The 17,433-nt window shown below is 73.3% G+C and carries 13 protein-coding genes and 1 tRNA gene; 2 read left to right on the top strand and 12 right to left on the bottom strand.

Going from position 1 to position 17,433, the window contains the following annotated elements; genetic code table 11:
• Window positions 1-27: 27 nt before the first annotated feature.
• The 6 genes from FLX07_RS24730 to FLX07_RS24705 all read right to left on the bottom strand — a co-directional run bounded on the left by FLX07_RS24730 (window position 28) and on the right by FLX07_RS24705 (window position 5,790).
• Window positions 28-103: transfer RNA gene (locus FLX07_RS24730), tRNA-His, on the bottom strand.
• A gap of 83 nt (window positions 104-186) precedes the next feature.
• Window positions 187-783, bottom strand: coding sequence for an oligoribonuclease (gene orn, locus FLX07_RS24725; RefSeq protein WP_142573868.1), 597 nt, complete (start codon window positions 781-783; stop codon window positions 187-189).
• Window positions 784-818: 35 nt separating this feature from the next.
• The gene (locus tag FLX07_RS37175) at window positions 819-1,838 is read right to left on the bottom strand and encodes a DUF2510 domain-containing protein (RefSeq protein ID WP_208762368.1); all 1,020 of its coding nucleotides are present in this window, start codon (window positions 1,836-1,838) and stop codon (window positions 819-821) included.
• 19 nt (window positions 1,839-1,857) lie between these two features.
• Window positions 1,858-3,243, bottom strand: a complete 1,386-nt coding sequence (locus FLX07_RS24715; protein ID WP_142573866.1) for a protein kinase family protein — start codon at window positions 3,241-3,243, stop codon at window positions 1,858-1,860.
• The gene (locus FLX07_RS24710; protein WP_142573864.1) at window positions 3,244-4,938 is read right to left on the bottom strand and encodes a serine/threonine-protein kinase; all 1,695 of its coding nucleotides are present in this window, start codon (window positions 4,936-4,938) and stop codon (window positions 3,244-3,246) included.
• 204 nt (window positions 4,939-5,142) lie between these two features.
• Window positions 5,143-5,790: a pyridoxamine 5'-phosphate oxidase family protein gene (locus FLX07_RS24705; protein ID WP_142573862.1), complete on the bottom strand. Its 648-nt coding sequence runs from the start codon at window positions 5,788-5,790 to the stop codon at window positions 5,143-5,145.
• 97 nt (window positions 5,791-5,887) lie between these two features.
• On the opposite strand from FLX07_RS24705, the gene pdxR reads away from it, so the two are divergent.
• On the top strand, window positions 5,888-7,273 hold the full coding sequence (gene pdxR, locus FLX07_RS24700) for a MocR-like pyridoxine biosynthesis transcription factor PdxR (RefSeq protein ID WP_229689715.1): 1,386 nt from the start codon (window positions 5,888-5,890) through the stop codon (window positions 7,271-7,273).
• Here pdxR and FLX07_RS24695 read toward each other — a convergent pair.
• The 3 genes from FLX07_RS24695 to FLX07_RS24685 all read right to left on the bottom strand — a co-directional run bounded on the left by FLX07_RS24695 (window position 7,251) and on the right by FLX07_RS24685 (window position 11,631).
• On the bottom strand, window positions 7,251-7,790 hold the full coding sequence (locus FLX07_RS24695; protein ID WP_142573858.1) for a hypothetical protein: 540 nt from the start codon (window positions 7,788-7,790) through the stop codon (window positions 7,251-7,253). The two genes, pdxR and FLX07_RS24695, sit on opposite strands and share 23 nt — an antisense overlap.
• A 197-nt stretch (window positions 7,791-7,987) precedes the next feature.
• On the bottom strand, window positions 7,988-9,736 hold the full coding sequence (locus FLX07_RS38535; protein ID WP_142573856.1) for a sigma-70 family RNA polymerase sigma factor: 1,749 nt from the start codon (window positions 9,734-9,736) through the stop codon (window positions 7,988-7,990).
• 134 nt (window positions 9,737-9,870) lie between these two features.
• Entirely contained in the window at window positions 9,871-11,631 is a 1,761-nt protein-coding gene (locus FLX07_RS24685; protein ID WP_142573854.1) for a substrate-binding and VWA domain-containing protein, read from the bottom strand.
• A 114-nt stretch (window positions 11,632-11,745) separates the two neighbouring features.
• On the opposite strand from FLX07_RS24685, the gene FLX07_RS24680 reads away from it, so the two are divergent.
• Window positions 11,746-12,555: a TrmH family RNA methyltransferase gene (locus tag FLX07_RS24680; protein WP_142573852.1), complete on the top strand. Its 810-nt coding sequence runs from the start codon at window positions 11,746-11,748 to the stop codon at window positions 12,553-12,555.
• Here the strand turns inward: FLX07_RS24680 and FLX07_RS24675 are convergent.
• From FLX07_RS24675 to FLX07_RS24665, 3 genes are all read right to left on the bottom strand, one after another.
• On the bottom strand, window positions 12,542-13,396 hold the full coding sequence (locus tag FLX07_RS24675; protein WP_142573850.1) for a D-alanyl-D-alanine carboxypeptidase family protein: 855 nt from the start codon (window positions 13,394-13,396) through the stop codon (window positions 12,542-12,544). The genes FLX07_RS24680 and FLX07_RS24675 overlap by 14 nt on opposite strands.
• On the bottom strand, window positions 13,389-13,892 hold the full coding sequence (locus FLX07_RS24670; protein WP_229689716.1) for a DedA family protein: 504 nt from the start codon (window positions 13,890-13,892) through the stop codon (window positions 13,389-13,391). Before FLX07_RS24670 ends, FLX07_RS24675 begins: the two co-directional genes overlap by 8 nt.
• 166 nt (window positions 13,893-14,058) lie before the next feature.
• Window positions 14,059-17,406 (bottom strand): ATP-binding protein, encoded by a 3,348-nt coding sequence (locus FLX07_RS24665; protein ID WP_142573844.1) that lies wholly within the window; start codon window positions 17,404-17,406, stop codon window positions 14,059-14,061.
• Between the last annotated feature and the right edge of the window lie 27 nt (window positions 17,407-17,433).

The raw sequence follows: 17,433 nt of genomic DNA, 5'->3' as shown, positions 1-17,433 counted from the left end.
CGGTCCGTCGGGACCGGCCGTTCGTATTGGGGTGAGTGATGGGACTTGAACCCACGACATCCAGGACCACAACCTGGCGCTCTGCCAGCTGAGCTACACCCACCATGTCCGCCGTGCGCGGCGTACGAAGAAAGTGTAGCGGTATTTCGGAGTCCTCCGCGCCTGTAATACCGCTCGCCCTCCTCGTCAGGACCCGGAGACGGCCTCCGCGACCTCGCGGGCGGTGGCGGAGTCGGGCCCGGGTTGCGGCACGAAGACCGCGGCGCGGTAGTAGCGCAGCTCCCGGACGCTCTCGGTGATGTCGGCCAGTGCGCGGTGCCCGCCCTGCTTCTCGGGGGAGGCGAAGTAGACCCGGGGATACCAGCGGCGGGCCAGCTCCTTGATCGACGAAACGTCGACCATCCGGTAGTGGAGGAAGGCGTCCACCAGAGGCAGGTCCCGGGCGATGAACGCGCGGTCGGTCGCGATGGAGTTGCCGCACAGCGGCGCCTTCTTGGCCTCGGGCACGTGGGAGCGGATGTAGTCGAGCACGACGGCCTCGGCCTCCGCCAGGGTCACCCCCGCCGCGAGCGCCCGCAGCAGTCCCGAGGCCGTGTGCATCTCCCGCACGACCTCTGACATCTGCTCCAGCGTCTCGGCAGGGGGTTTGATGACGACGTCCACGCCCTCATCCAGCTGGTTCAGCTCGCCGTCGGTGACGATACAGGCCACCTCGATGAGCGCGTCACGGCCGAGGTCGAGCCCGGTCATCTCACAGTCGATCCAGACCAGCGGGTCAGTCATGGCTCAAGAGTAATGCGGAAGGGTAAATGGGGACGTCACTGAGACTGAAGCGAGTCCTCCACGCGCTTGATGATCGACTGGTCCAGGTTGTCCGGCACCGAGACGTACAGCATCGCGGGACGGGCGTTCTGGCCGCGGTCCACCAGGACGATCGCGCCCTTCTCCTTCTTCCACTTCAGGCCGTTGGCCTCGGCGACCTTGGTGAAGTCCATCTCGAACTCGATCACCCAGCCCTGCTTGCCGCTCACGGTCGTCGCCTCGCTGCGCAGCACCTTGCGCTCGTGCTGGATGCCGTAGAAGATCGGGTCGTAGGCGAGTAGCAGCGTCTGGGAGAGCTGCCCGAAGCTCTGCGGGCCGCTGTAGGGGAAGAACTGGGGCACCTCGGCGGCGTAGATGCTGCCGACCCAGTCGCCGCCCCTGCCGTCGTAGTTCGCCTGGGAGGTCGCCAGGCAGCCGCTCGTCCACAGCGGCATCCTCGGGTCGGACGGGTCGTTGACGTTCTTCGACTCCGGCACCTGCCACTTGTCGCCCGGGTACGCGTACGACAGGCCGGTCACCGGGTCCTTGATGCGGTCACCGGACGGCTGGGGAAGCTGGGGCAGCGGCGGGGTGGACTGCTGCGGCTCCTGCTCGGGCGGCACGGTCTGGTCGAGCTGCGGGGCCGTCGCGGTGGTCTCCGGCAGGGCGAGGGTCGAGCCGGCGCGGTCGCGCAGGACGATGACCGCACCGCCGATGACCAGCGCGAGCACCACCACCGCCGCGATGCCGCCCACGATCCACGGCCAGACCGGCGCCGTACGTCGCGGCGCGCCGAACTCGGGCATCGGGAGCTGCGCCGTCTGGTTCGCAGGTCCCCACTGGGGCTGCGCCCACTGCGGGGCCGGCTGCGGGGCCTGCTGCGGAGCTTGGGGCGGGGCCTGCTGAGGGGCCTGGGGCGGCGCTCCGGCCTCCTGCCCGGGGGCGTGGGTGGCGTCGGTCCACTGGGTGCCGTCCCACCAACGGAGAAGAGGGGAGCCGTACGGGTCCGGATACCAGCCGGCGGGCGTCGTCGTCATGCGCGCCACACTAATGAAATCAGCATTTGTAGGTGAAACTTGCCTTGTCCTGGATCGGCTTCCCCGTCGTCGTGGGGGACAGGACGCGGAGTGTGGCCGTGCCCTTGAACGATCCCGGTCCGGTCACCTTCCAGTGCAGGGGGAGGTCCACCGACGTGTCTCCCGAGGAGACCTGCTGCTCCTGCTCCAGCGGCTCGCGGTTGTCGCTGCGGATCCAGAGGTAGCGGAGCGTGCCGGCCTCGCCGTTGGTGGTGACGACGCCCACGAAATCGGCTCTGCCGTCGCAGTGCACCGTCTTCTTGGGCGCCTTGACGTCGACGTCGCTCACCGCGAGGGGTGCGCCGGGCGCCTGGCGCAGCCACAGGATCACCGCCGCGATCAGGATCGCCAGCAGCAGGGTTCCCGCCCACGCCGTCGTACGCCTCCGGCGTCGCCGGGGGGCCGGACCGCCGGTGTGGGCGGCCGTGACGGCGTCGTGGGTCTGCCCGGCCCGCCAGATCTGCGCCGCCGTGGTCTCGGTCGGGACCCCGGGCCCGAACCGCATCATCACGTCGCCGGGGCCGTCCCCAGCGTTTGGCCGGTCAAGGTTCGGCCCGTCGAGGTTAGGCAGGTCGAGCAGGGTCACCGCCTCCCCGCCGGAAGAGCCGGCCGCCGGGCCGGCGGGGAGCTCGGGGGACGCAGGGGACGCGGGCGCGGCGAAGCCGTATGCCGCGCTGTGTGCCGAGTGAGCCAGCCGTTCCCGGCCCATGCCGGGGAACGCGTCGCGCTCGGCGAGCAGGGTGTCTCGGGCGGCGGCCAGCCCGTGGGCCGCGGCGGCGGCCGCGCGCCGCAGCGCCGCCGCCGCGTGTCCCTGACCGCAGTGCGCGGCCAGCGCGCCGGCGAGCGCGGCCCAGGCCGCCACGTCCTGCTCCGCGGACGCGGTCTCGCCCCGCAGCGCCCGCAGCAGGCCGCGCTCGGCCAGCAGCACCGAGCCGTTCTCCCCGATCACGACGGTGCCGGCGTGCAGCGAGCCGTGGGCGGGCCCGGCGGCGTGCACGGCGAGCAGCGCCTGCGCGGTCTCCAGGAGCACGGTCGCCGCGCCACCCGGGTCCAGGCGGCCGGCGGCCATCAGGTCGGCGACGGCCGGCGTCGCCCGTGCGGTGATCAGCCAGACCTCGTCACGCGCGGCCACCAGGTCGATCACGGGCAGCAGCCCGATCGGCCCGCCCTCCTGCAGCCGCACGTCGGCGCCGACCGCGGCGACGAGCCGTTCGCGTGCCGCGGCCGTCGCGACGGCCGCGGGAGCGAACCGCAGCACACCGGACGGCCGCCCGTCCGGGGAGACGGCGTCCGCCCAGGTGCCGACCTCGCTGGGCCGGGTGCGGCCGGTGAGCCGGTGCCCCGCGACCGTCAGGCCTTCTCGCATCTACCGCCGCCTTCGGTGCCGTCCGCGCATGCGTCCCATGGCCAGTGTGGCGGGAACGAGGCCGATCGTCACCAGGGCCGCGGCGAGCCCGCCCGTCGGAGTCTCCGGAGGAGGAGCGGGCGAGAGCGTCAGCCGCGGCGGCTCTTCGGTCGCCGGGGGCGGGCTCGTGCCCGGGTTGCTCCGCGTAGGCGTCGGCTGGCTGGTGGAGGGCTGTGTGGTGGGGCGGGTTGTGGGGCGCGTGGTGGGCTGTGTCGTGGGCCGGGTCGTGGGCGGCCTGCTGGTCTGGGCGGGGCTGGGCCGCGGGGTCGTCTGCGAGTTGCCGCGTGGGTCGACCGTGACCGCGTCTTCCGAGGGCACGGGCTTGGGCGAGGGCCTCGGCCTGGGGGTGCGCCTGATGGTCGGCGTGGGCTTCGGCTTCGCGCTCGCCGAGGGCCGGGGGGTCGCCCGGCCGGTCGCGCTGGGCTGGACGACCGATGGCGGCGAGGGGTTCGGCTCGGGGCTGGTGGCCGCCGGGCTGGTGCCCGCAGGGGTGGGGGTCGCCGGGGCGGGCGTCGCATCCTCCGGGTCCTCGGTGGGGTCGTCGCCGGAGTCGTCCTCCACCTCGATCGACGAGGGATCGACCGCGGGCGGCGTCGCGATCGTCGTCCCGGCCTGCAGAGTCGTGCCGCCGCTCATGGTCTGGACCAGCGCCACCGTTCCGCCCGCGATCACGACCATCCCGGCCAGGGTCAGGCCGATCTTCATGCGGGTCCGGCTCAGCAGCCCGCCGAGCTTCGTTTCGGCCAGTGCGGTGCCGGTCTCGGAGACGTTCTCCTTGAGCGGGAAGAACGGCACAAGCAGCCCCGCGAGCGCCGCGAGCCGGCGCCGTCCGCGTTCCTCCCAGGCCGGGCCGTACGCGCCCGCGGCGACGATCTCGAGCTCCCGCACGAACTCCTCGGCCGACGCGAACCGCTCCTCGGGCCGCTTGGCCATGCCGCGCTCCACGAGGTCGCGCAGAGGGGGCGGCACCTCGTCGACCGGAGGAGGGGTGGCCTGGTGCTGGCGGGCCAGCGCGGCCATGTTCTGCGCCCGGAACGGCCGTCCGCCGGTGAGGCACTCGAAGAAGACGACGGTGGCGGCGTAGACGTCGCTCGCCGGCCCGGCCTTCCCGCCCGACCACTGCTCCGGCGCCATGTACGGCGGTGTCCCGGCCGCCCTGACCCCTTCGCCGGCCTGCGCCGCGATGCCGAAGTCGACGAGCTTGCTGGCGCCGTCGGCCTCGACCATGACGTTCTCGGGCTTGTAGTCGCGGTGGACGACGCCGATGGAGTGCGCCACGGCCAGCCCGAGCAGCGAGCCCTTGAGCACGGTGAGCGCGGCCTCAGGACCGGTCGGGCCCTCCGAGCGGAGCATCGCGCGCAGCGAGACGCCGTCGATGAGCTCCATGACGATGGCGGCGCCGCGCGCGGTCTCGACGTACTCGTAGAAGCGCGCCGCGTGCGGGCTGGGATCCATGGCGGCGAGCAGGCGGGCCTCGTGCCGGAACCGGGCCACGAAGTGGAGGTCCGCCATCATCTCGTCGGACAGGTACTTGATCGCCACAGGGATGTCGTCGGCGTCATGCCGCGCGAGCATCACTCGCCCGGCGCCCCCCGTGCCGAGCTCACGAACTTCCGTATAGCCGGGGACGCGCCAGGCGCCCGTCTGGCCGTGCATAACGGTCTGTCTCCTCATCGCCTGGGGCCCCCGCCAAATGACCAGACCGAAGTTTAGTGGCGACTTTACGATTACGTTGAAAAGTCACCGTTTAGTCAGAATGAATGTCGGGATCAGTCTGCCGGGCGATCGTGGAGGCGCCGCTCGCCGCGGCCGGCTGATGAAGGCTCGGCCGCAGTGTCGGTGAAACCGCTTGCAGGTCGCTTACAGCCGCGGCTGACGGTTCCCGATGTGCGGGGGAACCGGGATGCCGGGCGCGAGGCGCGGGTCGGGCTCGGGAGCGCCCCACGACACGGTGAGCGGCAGCACGCCCGCCCAGACGGGCAGGTCGTAGTCCTCCTCGTCGTCCTTCGGCGGCCCCTGCCTGACCTTCACCGACGCCTCCTCCAGGGACAGGGCGACCACGGCCGTGGCGGCCGTCTCCTTGCGGTCCGGCAGGCGTACGGCGTCCCACTGTCCGGGGGCGAGCTGCTCGGTGACGGCCCGCAGGCCGGCGAGCCGTTCCTCGGGGTCGTCCACCAGCCGGGCGAGACCGTAGACCATGGCGGACCGGTAGTTCACGGAGTGGTGGAAGGCGGAGCGCGCCAGCACGACGCCGTCGAGGTGGGTCACGGTGACGCAGACCGGGGCGCCGAGCGCGGCCCGCAGCGAGGTCGCGCCGGTGGAGCCGTGCAGGTAGAGGGTGTCGCCGATCCGGCCGTAGGCGGTGGGGATCACCATGGGGGACCCGCCGGCCAGCACGCCGAGATGACAGACGAGGCCGGCGTCCAGGATCGCGTACAGGTCGGCGCGGTCGGTGCGGGCGCGGTCCTTCGACCGCCTGAGGGTGGTACGGGCGGTTGTGGAGAGCATGTCCGATACGTTAGGCCGAAGTGGACTGCCGGAACACGTCCACTCAGTGCCCATACTGGGAGACCACTTTGCGGGGGAACACTTTGCGGGGAACACTGTGCGCCTGACCATAGATCTGCCACTGGCGGTGGACCGCGAGTCCCCGGTGCCGCTCGCCGTCCAGGTGGCCGGTCAGTTGCGGGAGGCCATGCGCACCGGCCGGCTCAGGGCGGGGGAGCGGCTGCCGTCCACGCGGGCCCTCTCCACGCTGCTGGGGGTCAGCAGGACCGTCGCGACCGACGCGTACCAGCAGTTGTACGCCGAGGGGTGGCTGGACGGGCGGCACGGCTCGGGCACCTACGTGGCCGACGACGCGCTGCCGTACGAAAAGCCCGGCGCGCGGGCGGTCGACGTCCGCGGAGCCGTCCGTCGCGAGCCGGCGCCCCCGGGATGGGTGGACCTGCGGCCGGGGCGGCCGTGGGTGTTCGGGTACGACACGGCGGCCTGGCGGCGGGCCTGGCGCTCGGCCGGCGAGCTGGCGCTGAACGCGTTCCCCGACCCCTACGGCCACCCGGAGCTGCGCGAACTGCTGGCCGACCACCTGCGCAGAGCCAGGGCCGTGCCCGTGGGCGCGGGGAACGTCATGGTCACCAGGGGCACCGGGAACGGGCTCGACCTGATCGCCGCCACGCTGCTCGGCCCGGGGACCCGGGCCGGGGTGGAGGAGCCCGGCTGGCGGGCCGCCCGGCGGATCTTCGCCTCCCGGGGCGCGGAGGTCGTGCCCTGCCCGGTGGACGAGCAGGGCGTGATCGTCGAGGCGCTCCCCGACGACCTGCGGGTGCTCTACACCACGCCCGCGCACCAGTTCCCGGTCGGCGGCAGGCTGCCGATCCCGCGCAGGGAGCGGCTGCTCGCCTGGGCGCGCAGGACCGGCGCGATCGTCGTCGAGGACGACTACGACGCCGAGTTCCGCTACGACGTCGCGCCGCTGCCCGCGCTCTACGGGCTCGACCCCGGGCGGGTGGTGCTGCTCGGCACGCTGTCGAAGTCGCTCGGTCCCGACGTCGGGCTCGGCTGGCTGGTCGCCCCCGCCGACCTGCTCGACGCCGTGGCGGAGCGCCGGACGCACCTCGCCGACCGCACGTCGGGGCCGGTCCAGCGGGCCGTGGCGACCCTGCTGGAACGCGGCGACCTCGACCGGCACCTGCGCAGGATGCGGCTGGAGTACGCCCGCCGGAGGGCCGTCATCGTCGAGGAGCTCGGGCCGTACGTGCGGGGTGACACGGCCGGGCTCCACGTCATGGTCGCCCTGCCCGCCGGCGTGGTCCCCGGCCTCGTACGGCGGGCCGGGGAACGCGGCGTGCTCCTGGACACGACCGAGGCCCACCACCACGGGCCGCCTCGGGTGCACGGCCTCGTGCTGGGCTACGGCTCGGCCTCCCGGGCCGACGTGCGGCGCGGGTGCGCGGTGATCCGGGAGCTCATACCCCCTGCAGAAGCCTGAGCTCACTTCCGGACAGGGGGACCTTCAGGTTGAGCGCCTCCTCGCCGATGATGCGGGCGATGTCGATCGATCCCGGGTCTCCCTCCCTGGTGCCGGGCACCTGGGAGTGGCCGAAGTGGCCGCCCAGGGCCCACAGCCGTTTGCTGCGCTCGGCGGCCAGGGAGTGCGGATAGGGCAGTGGAGGGCCGGCCGGCCAGCGGCGCGGCACCTCCCAGGAGTCGAGCCAGGCCAGGATGTCGTCCAGACCGTCGAGTTTGGTGTCGGTGAACGGTTCCCTCGCCGAGCCGATGACTTGGATCTGCACACAGACCCGTCCGTTCCTGCCGCGGTCCGCGGCGAGCCCGCCGCCCGCCCTGATGGGCGGGAGCAACTGGACGATCTCCCCGGTCACCGGGTTCCACACCAGGTGGGAGGGCCGGCGGAGCTGGATCAGCCGCTGGGCGACGGATCTGGCCGAGACCCCTTGGGGGTCGGCGGGCCAGATGAACCAGACGGTCCTCGGGGCTCCTCCGAGCATCGCTCCGGAGTCCCCGGGGGAGGGAAGTCGGCTTGCGCCGGGCAGCCATGCTTGGGCCACAATGCCCCCTCAAATCCTCGGTCGCGTCGTTTTTCCCCTTTCAAACTTCCGCTGACACCTCGCGAATCCTGATTGTTACTGGCGAGCGCCAATCTTCCAACAAGGGTGTAACAACTGGTGATGCTGTGACGGATGCGTCAGCCGGCGGGCGTGGCGGTGGGCGCGGCGGCGGCTTCGCCGGCCGAAGGCGGGCCGTCGCCCGGCTCGCCGCCGGAATCGGAGGGGGGACCGGCCGTGATGTCGGAGGTCGGGCCGGGCCCAGCCCCGGCCTCGTCGTCGTTCCCTTCCTGGCCGTCCCAGGCCATCCGGCACGAGGGCCGGCCGGCTGAGGACGTGAAGGTCACCACGCCCCTGCCCGCGACGCCGGGATCGACGACGGTGAGCGTGATCCGGCCGCTCGCGCCCGCGCGGAGCCTGCCGTGCCGGGGCGAGACCGCGATCCCGCCCGAGGTGACGGCCGTCCACTCGATCACGGCGTTGCGCGCGGCCAGCGTGACCGATGCGCTCGTCGCGTTGCCCAGGTCTCCCGGGCACAGCGCCGTCAGGGCCGGCTTGGGCGCGGGTCGCGTACGGGTGGGAGTGGGCCGCGACCGCCCCGAGGGTGCGTTGGTGTGGGGCGGGGCGGTCGCGGCCGATCGGGGGGAAGCGTCCGGTGTGGGTGTCTCGTCTCCGGATGGGGCGGGGGTCGCGATGGGGGTCGCGGTGGGCAGGTCACTGTCCTCCGGATCCGGCACCGGATCTCCGGGGGCCGAATCCTCGGGGGCAGAGTCCGCGGGCGCCGACGTGGGAGGCACATGTATCGCGTCGAGCCGCCCGGCCGGAGCATGACCGGAGACCAGCGCGAGCCCGCCGGCCGCACCGAACACGCAGACGGCGGCGAGCATGACGGGGGCGGTCCGAAGTGGGCGGGAGCGGACCCGCCCGTGCTCTGGCCGCCCGTGCTCTGGCCGCCCGTGCTCTGGCCGCCCGTGTCCTGCCTGCCTGCCGGTGGTCGCGGGGAAACCGCGCCGGTCGAAGGCGGTGGTGGCGGCAGCAGTAGCGGTGGTGGCGGCGGTGGTGGTAGCGGCGGTGGCGGCGCCACGCCGGTCGGCCTGGAGCGCGGACTCGATCACCCGGCGGCGCAGCGAGAGCGGGGGGTAGGCGACCGGGACCATATCGAGCAGCCGCGCGGCCGACACGTGCCTGCCCCGGCCCTCGCGGCAGATCTCACAGGCCGCGATGTGCTTGCTCAACCGCTTGCGCACGGGAGGACCGAGGGGGCCGTCCTGCCATGCGGCGCCCACGCCGTGGTCGACCAGGGCCGACAGCTCCGGGCAGTGGGCCCGGCCTGCCCTGGCCAGCACGAGGGCCGCGGCGGCGTTCTCCAGGTGGTTGCGGGCCCGGGTGAGCCGCGCCGACACCTGCCGGGAGGCGAGCCCGAGGACCGATCCGATCTCGGCCGTCGTCAGGCCGTGCCGTACGGCGAGCTGGAGCACCTCGCGCTCGTTGTCGCCGAGCTCCTCCAGCGCCTCCCGCACCAGCGCGGCGAGCGGCGGGTCCGCGGACTCCTCCACCGCGATGACGGGTCCGGCGGCGCTTTTCCGGGTGGCGCTCTTTTGGGTGGCACTCTTTCGGCTGGCGCTGTGGAACCGGGTCAGTGCGTACAGCCACGCCCGCAGCCGGGCCGGTTCCTTCAACCGGTCGGCGCAGCAGGACGCGGCGACGAGCGCGTCGTGCACCGCACGCTCCGCCGCGTCGAGGTCGCCCACCAGCGCGTACGCGTAGTCGCTCAGCCGGTCGGCGTAGGCGTCGTACAGCGTGGCCGGGGTCTGGGCGTCGGCGCCGCGGCGCAGCGCCTCCAGCAGTCGGTGGTCGTCGGCTCGCCCGACGCCGGGCCATTCGGGCAACGAACATTCCTCCCCGTGTGACGGAACCTGGTTCTGCCGGTCCCCACACGAGTGGGACGCCGTCCCCTCTGGCGTCGTTTACGGATCACAGGGTCATGCCCAACGGGTATGACCTGCGAAAACAGCGGCTGCTGTTACTGGAGTCGGCGGGCGATGCCCTTGAGGAAGATGTTGCGGATCTCCAGGATGGTCTGCGGGAAGTAGGCGGCGCCGCCGGTCGCCTTGGCGATGGAGGTCATCTGCGCCTGGTCCTCGTCCTTCTGGGTGTTGAACGAGATGATCAGGAGGCTCACCGGCCGCTTGGGATCGTAGGCGTCCTTCAGCTTGGACAGGATCTCGGTGTTGGAGATGCCGCCGTTCGGGTCGTCGTTGCCGACGCCGTCGGTGAACAGCAGGATCGTGTTGACCTTGTCGGGCTCGTACTCCTTGGTCATCTTCTGGTAGGCGGCCCACAGAGTGTCGTTCAGGCCGGTGTTGCCCGTGGGGATGGCCTCCGCCCGCTGCAGCGCCTGGTTGATCACGTCGCGGCGGGTCACCCCGTTGATCTGCTGGGCCAGCGGCCCGATCTGCACGACGGGCTTCCAGTCCACGCCCTCGCCGCGCAGGTTGTCGGAGAAGGCCCAGATGCCGATCTCCGCCTTGTCGGGGAACAGCTTCAGGCCCTCGACGGTGAGGTCGGCGATCGCGCGCATCCGGGTGACGCCGGTCTTGTCGGCGGGCAGCGCCATGGTCCCGGAGATGTCGATGAGGGCGAGCAGCCTGGTGCCGAGCTTGATCTGGTGCCACGCCTGGGAGAGGCGGGTGACGGTCGCGGCGTCCGGCAGCGGGATCGCGGCCGGCTTCTTGGCGCTCACGCCGTTGTCGGGCTTCAGCAGGCTGCCGCCCTTGCCGTCGGGCGCGCGGAAGCCGTAGTCCTGGACGGTCTTCCTGCCGTTGGGCGAGGTCACCTCGGTCGCCAGGGCCTGGGCGGCCTTGCGCGTCGCGGCGTCCTTCGCCGTGACGATGATCGGGTAGTCGAGGCTGACCGTGCCCTCGGCCGGATAGAGCGCGACCGCCGGGTTCGAGGGGGTCGTCGTCGTGTTGTACGACCACACGGCCTGCTCGGACGTCACGCCGACCGGGATGCGGGCCGCGGCTTTGGTCAGCGTGGCGAACAAGCTGTCGGGGGTCGACACGGTGGACTCCGACAACTGGCGCAGCACGCCGACGAGCGTCTCCTCGCTGCCGCCTCCCTGCTTGAGCACGGCGGCCCCGGCGAGCAGCGCGCCGAGGCCGGAGGCGTTCTGCGTGGGATCGAGCGCGAGCACGCGCACCTTCCGCGCCAGGCCGTCGGGGTTGGCGGCGTTCGCCGCGCTCATCAGGCCGGTCCAGCTCGGGCTGAAGGCCGACTGGAGCTTGCCCGCGCCGGTCTTGGACGCGGCGAGCACGACGGGGGTGCTCGCGGCGTTCCCGGTGGGCTCGGGCGCGTTCTTGACGCCGCTCAGCCACAGGCTGGAGTCGGGGATCCACAGGTCGGGGTCCAGCTTGCCGCTGGTGGGACCGGTGCCCGCCATCGCGTTGGCCACGTCGGCCGGATCGGCGGCCTTGACCGTGACGGCGACGCACCTGCCGTCGACGGCCCTGCCCGACTTGCCGAACCTGGTGGCGATCTTCTGGATGGCGGGCTGGATGTCGGGCGCGGCGACGACCGACAGCTGGATCTTCTCGCCGGCGCAGCCCGGGCTCTTGTTCACCACCACGTACGCGGCGACGCCGAGGAGCACGGCCAGGGCGACCGCTCCGGCCAGCGGGACGAACACCGTCCCCCGCCCGGCTCGCCGCCGCGGCGGCGGCGGGGGCTCGTACTGGGGGTCGAAGCCGCCATCGAGTTCGTCTGTGCGGTGTCGTCCGCCCACGGTGCTCTCTCCGGTGTCGACTGGCCGTAACAGGTTTAGGGAACGATACTGGCAAAAGCCATATCTTGCGCCCGGGTGTGCGCGAGTGTTCTACCTGGCCGTACGCTGAGGCCCGTGGTCATTTCGGTCGATGACGCCGCCGATCCGCGGCTGTCTGACTACGTGCGGTTGCGCGACGTCGACCTGCGCAAGAGCGTCGAGAGCGAGCGCGGGCTGTTCGTCGCCGAGGGCGAGAAGGTCATCCGGCGGGCGATCGGCGCGGGCCATCCGGTGCGCTCGGTGCTGACCACGGCCAAGTGGCTCGACGCGCTGGCCGACGTCGTCGGTGAGGCCACCGTCTATGTGGTCTCCGACCGCGTGATGGAGGGGATCACCGGCTTCCAGGTGCACCGGGGCGCGCTCGCCGCGATGGAGCGCACCCCGCTTCCCTCGGTCGGCGAGCTCCTCGCGGACGCGGGGTCGCGGATCCTCGTCCTGGAGGACCTGGTCGACCACGGCAACGTGGGGGCGATCTTCCGCTGCGCGGCGGCGCTCGGCGTCGGCGCAATCGTGCTGTCGCCGCGCTGCGCCGACCCCCTCTATCGCAGGGCCGTCAAGGTGTCGATGGGGGCGGTTTTCGCGATCCCGTACGCCCGGATGACCGACTGGCACGGCGGCCTGGCGGAGCTCAGGGCGGCCGGGTTCCGCCTGCTGGCGCTCACGCCCGACCAGTCGGCCGTGCCGCTCGACAAGGCCCCGCTGTCCGGCCGGGTCGCGCTGATGCTCGGCTCCGAGGGCGACGGGCTGTCGTCCCACTGGCTGCACGAGGCGGACCAGCCCGTCTGCATCCCGATGAGCCCGCTGGCGATGGACCTCGGCGTCGACTCTCTGAACGTGGTGGCCGCCGCCGCCGTCGCCTGTCACGGCCTGCTCAGGGGAGCGTGACCTCCGTCCCCGCTTCCTCGGAGGCTCCCGTCTCGGCCCAGTCGAGCAGCTTGCGCGCGCTGGCCAGCCTGGCCTTCTCGCTGCGCTCGCCCAGCACGACCCCCACGTACGTGTGCCCGTCCTGGACGGCGGCGAACGACAGGCAGTAGCCGGCCTGGGAGGTGAAGCCGGTCTTCAGCCCCACCGCGCCGTCGTCCAGCAGGTCGTTGGTGTTGCGCCACACGTGCGCCCGGTGGACGGCCGACTTCCCGACCACCCGCTTGGGCGTCTTGGCCACGGACGCGATCACGGGGTCGCGCAGCGCCGCCACGGCCAGCGTCGCCTGGTCACGAGCGGTGGAGTAAGCCTTCGACGGCAGCCCGTCGGGGTTGGCGTAGCGGGTGTCGCGCAGGCCGAGAGCCCGCGCCGCGGCGTTCATCCTGGCGACGAACTTCGCCGTCCCCGGGCCGTACCGCTCGGCCAGGGCGTGGGCGGCGTCCGCTCCCGAGGGGAGCAGGAGCCCGTAGAGCAGGTCGCGCACCGTGAGCCGCTCGCCCGCCCGCAGGCCCGCCGTCGTGGCCCCGCCGGCCGTCGCGTGCCGTATGTCGGCCGCGGTGACGGTCACCACGTCGTTCAGGCTGGCCTGCCGCCGGACCACGTAGGCGGTCATGACCTTGGTCAGGCTCGCGATCGGCACCCGGCGCGTCTCGCGCTTGGCGAACTGGACCGTTCCCTGCGTGGTGTCCACCAGGTAGGCCTCCCGGGCCGTGACCGACGGAGCCTGCGCGGCCTGAGCGGGCACGGCCGCGGTCCCTGCCGTGACGAGGGCGGCGGTCAGCGCGATGAGTACCCCGTTACGCATCCCGACATGATCGCACGGCTTCGGGCGCGGCGGGCGCGTCCCCGTTCCCGCCCCTCCTGCGGCGCCGCAGGAGGAGGGCGACGGCCAGGGCCACGACGGCGACGACGGCGGCGGCCAGCCCGGGGGACCGGGCCGCCAGCGACAGCCAGGCCCACAGCAGCGAATAGAGGCCGAAGGACGCCACCGGCACCCAGGTCAGGCAGCCGAGCGCGCTGGCGACCACATACCAGCGGTAGTTCACCCGCAGCGCTCCCGCGACCCACGGCAGCGTGTGCCGCAGGCCAGGCACCCAGAAGCAGCCGTAGACGGCGAGCGCGCCCCACCGGCGCACCACGTTCTCCACGCGCTCGATCCGCTCCCGGCCGATCCTGCGGCCCACCCGCGAGCGGTAGAGCGCCTCGCCGAGCCTGCGGCCGACCCAGTAGTACACCTGGAACGCGCCGAACAGGGCGACCGCGCCGACCGCGACGACCAGCCACAGAGGAAGGCCGAACACGGAGGCGGCCGTAGGGTCGGGGATCCGCACGTGCTCTCACCGCCGGTCGTCGGGGCAGCCATCAGCGAGCCTCACCCTAGCGCCCCCCAACGCCCTGATTGCACGCCGATGTCAGCGACTGATCAATCCGCCCTTTCGGTGCCTGTCTGCTCACTCACCTGCTGACTCACCTGTTCGCGAGTGCCCCGCGGGCCTCGGCGACCCAGCGGGGCACACCCACCCGCTCGGCCACGGCCAGCGCCTTCTCGTAGTGGTCGCGAGCCGGCAGGCCGAGCCGTACGGCGAGGTCGCCGAGCGTCTTGGCCACCGGCCACAGGGCGACCACGCCGGTGCCGGCCCCGGCGATGCGGTCGTGGAACGGCGCCAGCTTCTCGTACGCCTCCCGCATCCGGCCCTCGTCGTCCAGCAGCATCCCGGCGAGCGCCCGCCAGTTGAGGGCGAGCTCGTAGAGGAAGTCGGTGCGGACCGGTTCCCGGCTCGTGGCCACCACCTGGGCGTCCCGCACGTGCCCGGCCGAGGCGAGCGCCACCGCGTAGGCGTCGAGCGTCCACTTCGCGCCGCGCAGGTGGGCCTCGCCCAGCGGCTCGGTCATCTCGGCGGCCCGCCCGTCCACCAGGTGCAGGCAGAACGTGGCGATCAGCGGCAGGTCCTGGCGGCCTTCGAGCATGCCGGCCCGCGCGGTCAGCCGCGCGGCGTTCCGGTAGGCCCGCTCGGCCCCCGGGTAGTCCCCGGTGATCATCAACCGCTGCCCGGCGTACCAAGCGCCGACGGCCGCCGGGGCGGGCAGGGCGTACTGCCGCCCGAGGCGTTCGGCCTGTGCGAGGTGCTCGTCGGCCTCGGCGAAGTCGCCGCGGGCCGCCGCGCACTCCAGCAGCACGAGGTGCGCCAGCGTCTGCACCGCGATCTGGCCCGACTCCGCCCCGACCCGCAGCAGCTCACGGCCGATGGTCTCGCGCTCGTCGACCTGCGTCAGCGTGTACGACTGCCGCAGCCGCCCGCTCAGCGCCATCGCCAGCAGCGCGGGGTCGCCGCTCGACCTGGCCAGTTCCTCCGCCTCCAGCGACGCCTGGTAGCCGCGCTCGGTGGCCGACCCCTCCAGCTCCAGGGCCAGCGTCGCGAGCAGGCTGGCCCGCAGCGACTGCTCGCCCTGCGGCAGCTCGACCAGCGCCTTCTCGGTGACGTCGACGATCTCCCAGGCGGTGCGGGTGAAGTCGCGGGCGATGCCCTTGTGCGGCACCGCGAGCGCCGCCGCGACCCGGGCGGTCAGCTCCAGATCGCCGAGGGGCAGCGCGACCGACATCGCCTCGCCCCGGTGCGCGCGGGCGGCGGTCATGTCCCCGCACAGGGCCAGCGCTCTGATCATCCGGAGCTGAAGCTCCAGCCGGTCGCGTACCGATCCGCGGCCCGCGCGGGCCCGGTCGAAGGCGGTGATGGCCTGCTGCCAGAGCGTGGCGGCCTCCCGGTGGGCGAACCTGCGCTCGGCCTGCTCGGCCGCCAGCCCGGCGTACCGCACGGCCTTGGCGGCGGTCTCCACCGTGCCCGCCGCGTCGTAGTGGTGGGCCAGCGCGGCCACGTCGTTCGGGCTGCGCTGCTCGATCACCGAGGCGACCGCGGCGTGCAGGCGCGAACGGCGCAACCGGGAGGCGTCCGAGTAGATCGTGTCCCTGACCAGGTCGTGGTCGAACCTGAGCAGGCCGGGCCCCGGCTCGGTCACCAGCCCGGCGAGCAGTGCCGCCTCGACCGCGTCCACCACGGCGTCCTCGTCGCCGGACACGTCGACCAGGACGTCCACGTCCACGTCGCGGCCGATCACGGCGGCCTGCAGCAACACCTGCTGGGCCCGCTCGGGCAGCCGGGCGATCCGCCGCCGCAGCACGTCGCGCACGCCCGAGGGCACCTCGGAGATGTCGGCCTCGGCCTCGAACAGCCGTGCCGTCTCCTTGACGAAGAACGGGTTGCCCCCGGCCCGCTCGACGATCGTGCTGACGACCTCGTCGTCCACCTCGTGCACGCAGGTCGCCCGGACGAGCTCCGCCACCGCGGCGTCGTCGAGGCCGCCGAGCCCCACGCGTACGGGGTCGAGCCGGGCCAGCGCGGCCAGCACGTCCTGCTGCTGGTCGTTCAGCTCACCGTCGCGGCAGGTCACCACGACGAGCACGCGGCTGGCCGCGAGCAGGCTGGGCAGCGCGCGCAGCAGCGCGAGCGTCTGGTCGTCGGCCCAGTGCAGGTCCTCCAGCAGGATCAGCAGCGGTGCCTCGCGCGCCACGGCCGACAGGTAGCCGCCGACGGCCCGGTGCAGCCGGAAACCGCCCGACGCCTCGTCGTCGGCGATGTCGGGAGCGGCGTCGTCGAGCAGCGGCGCCAGCAGCGCGGCGTACTCGCCCGCGCCCCTGCGGGCGACCAGGGCGCGCAGCACCTCGACCCAGGCCCAGCCGGGCGGGGTCGCCGTGCTGTCGGGGCAGCCGCCGGTCGCGCCGATCCAGCCGTCGCCCTCCAGGCGCTCGAACAGCCGCCGCACCAGTGTGGTCTTCCCCGCGCCGGGATCGCCGCTGACCACGGTGACCGTGAACCGGCCCGCCTGGGCGCGGGGCGCGGCGGCGGCGAGCGCGGCCAGCTCGGCGTCACGCCCGACGAACGGCTCGGGCTCCAGCGGCGGGGCGTCGCCGGTGGCGACCGGCCGGGGCGGCCAGGTCGCGGTGATCTCGGGGGGCCGCCGGGGCGAGGGGAGCACGAGGTCGAGCCCGGGGGCCTGGGCCAGGATGTCCGACTCCAGCTTCCGCAGGGCAGGTCCGGGGTCGATGCCCAGCTCGTCGGAAAGGATCGTGCGGGCCCGGCGCAGCGCGGCGAGCGCGTCGCCCTGCCGCCCGCACCGGTACAGCCCGAGCGCGAGCAGCCGCCAGCCCTCCTCACGCAGGGCGTGCTGGGTCGTCAGCGCCTCCAGATCGGGCACGGTCTCGGCGTGCAGGCCCATCCGCAGCCCGGCGTCGGCGTGCCGCTCCCTGGCCACCAGGCGCAGCTCGCTCAGCCGCGCGACCTCCGCCTCCGCCCAGGACTGGTCGGCGAAGTCCGCGTACGGCGTGCCCTGCCACAGCGCGAGCGCCGAATCCAGCCGGGCCCTGGCGGCCTGGGGGCTCTCCTCCAGCCGCTCCCCGGCCGAGCGGACCATGGCCTCGAAGCGGAGCGCGTCCACCTGTTCCGGGGCGGCGCGCAGGGCGTATCCCGACGCGACGGTGACGAGCAGGCGGTTGGGGCCGCCGCGCGGGCGGTTGGGCTCGAGCACGCGGCGCAGCCGGGAGATGTAGACCTGCAACCCGGACTGGGCGCCCTTGGCGGTGTCGTCGTCCCACAGGTCGAACAGCAGGGTGTCCACGGGCACGACCTGGCCGCGCGCCGCGAGGAGGCGGGCCAGCACCGCGCGCTGCCGCAGCCCGCCGAGGTCGAGCTCGTCGGTGCCGTCGTGCGCCCCCACCGGCCCGAGGACCCGGAACGCCACCGGGCTCGTCGGGGGGCTCATCGGGCGCTCCTCCGCTGTCGTGCGCCG

Source organism: Microbispora bryophytorum (assembly GCF_006874465.1).
Lineage (GTDB): Bacteria > Actinomycetota > Actinomycetes > Streptosporangiales > Streptosporangiaceae > Microbispora > Microbispora bryophytorum.
The sequence above is the reverse complement of the archived record's forward strand: the minus strand, read 5'-3'. Positions and strand labels throughout refer to the sequence as shown.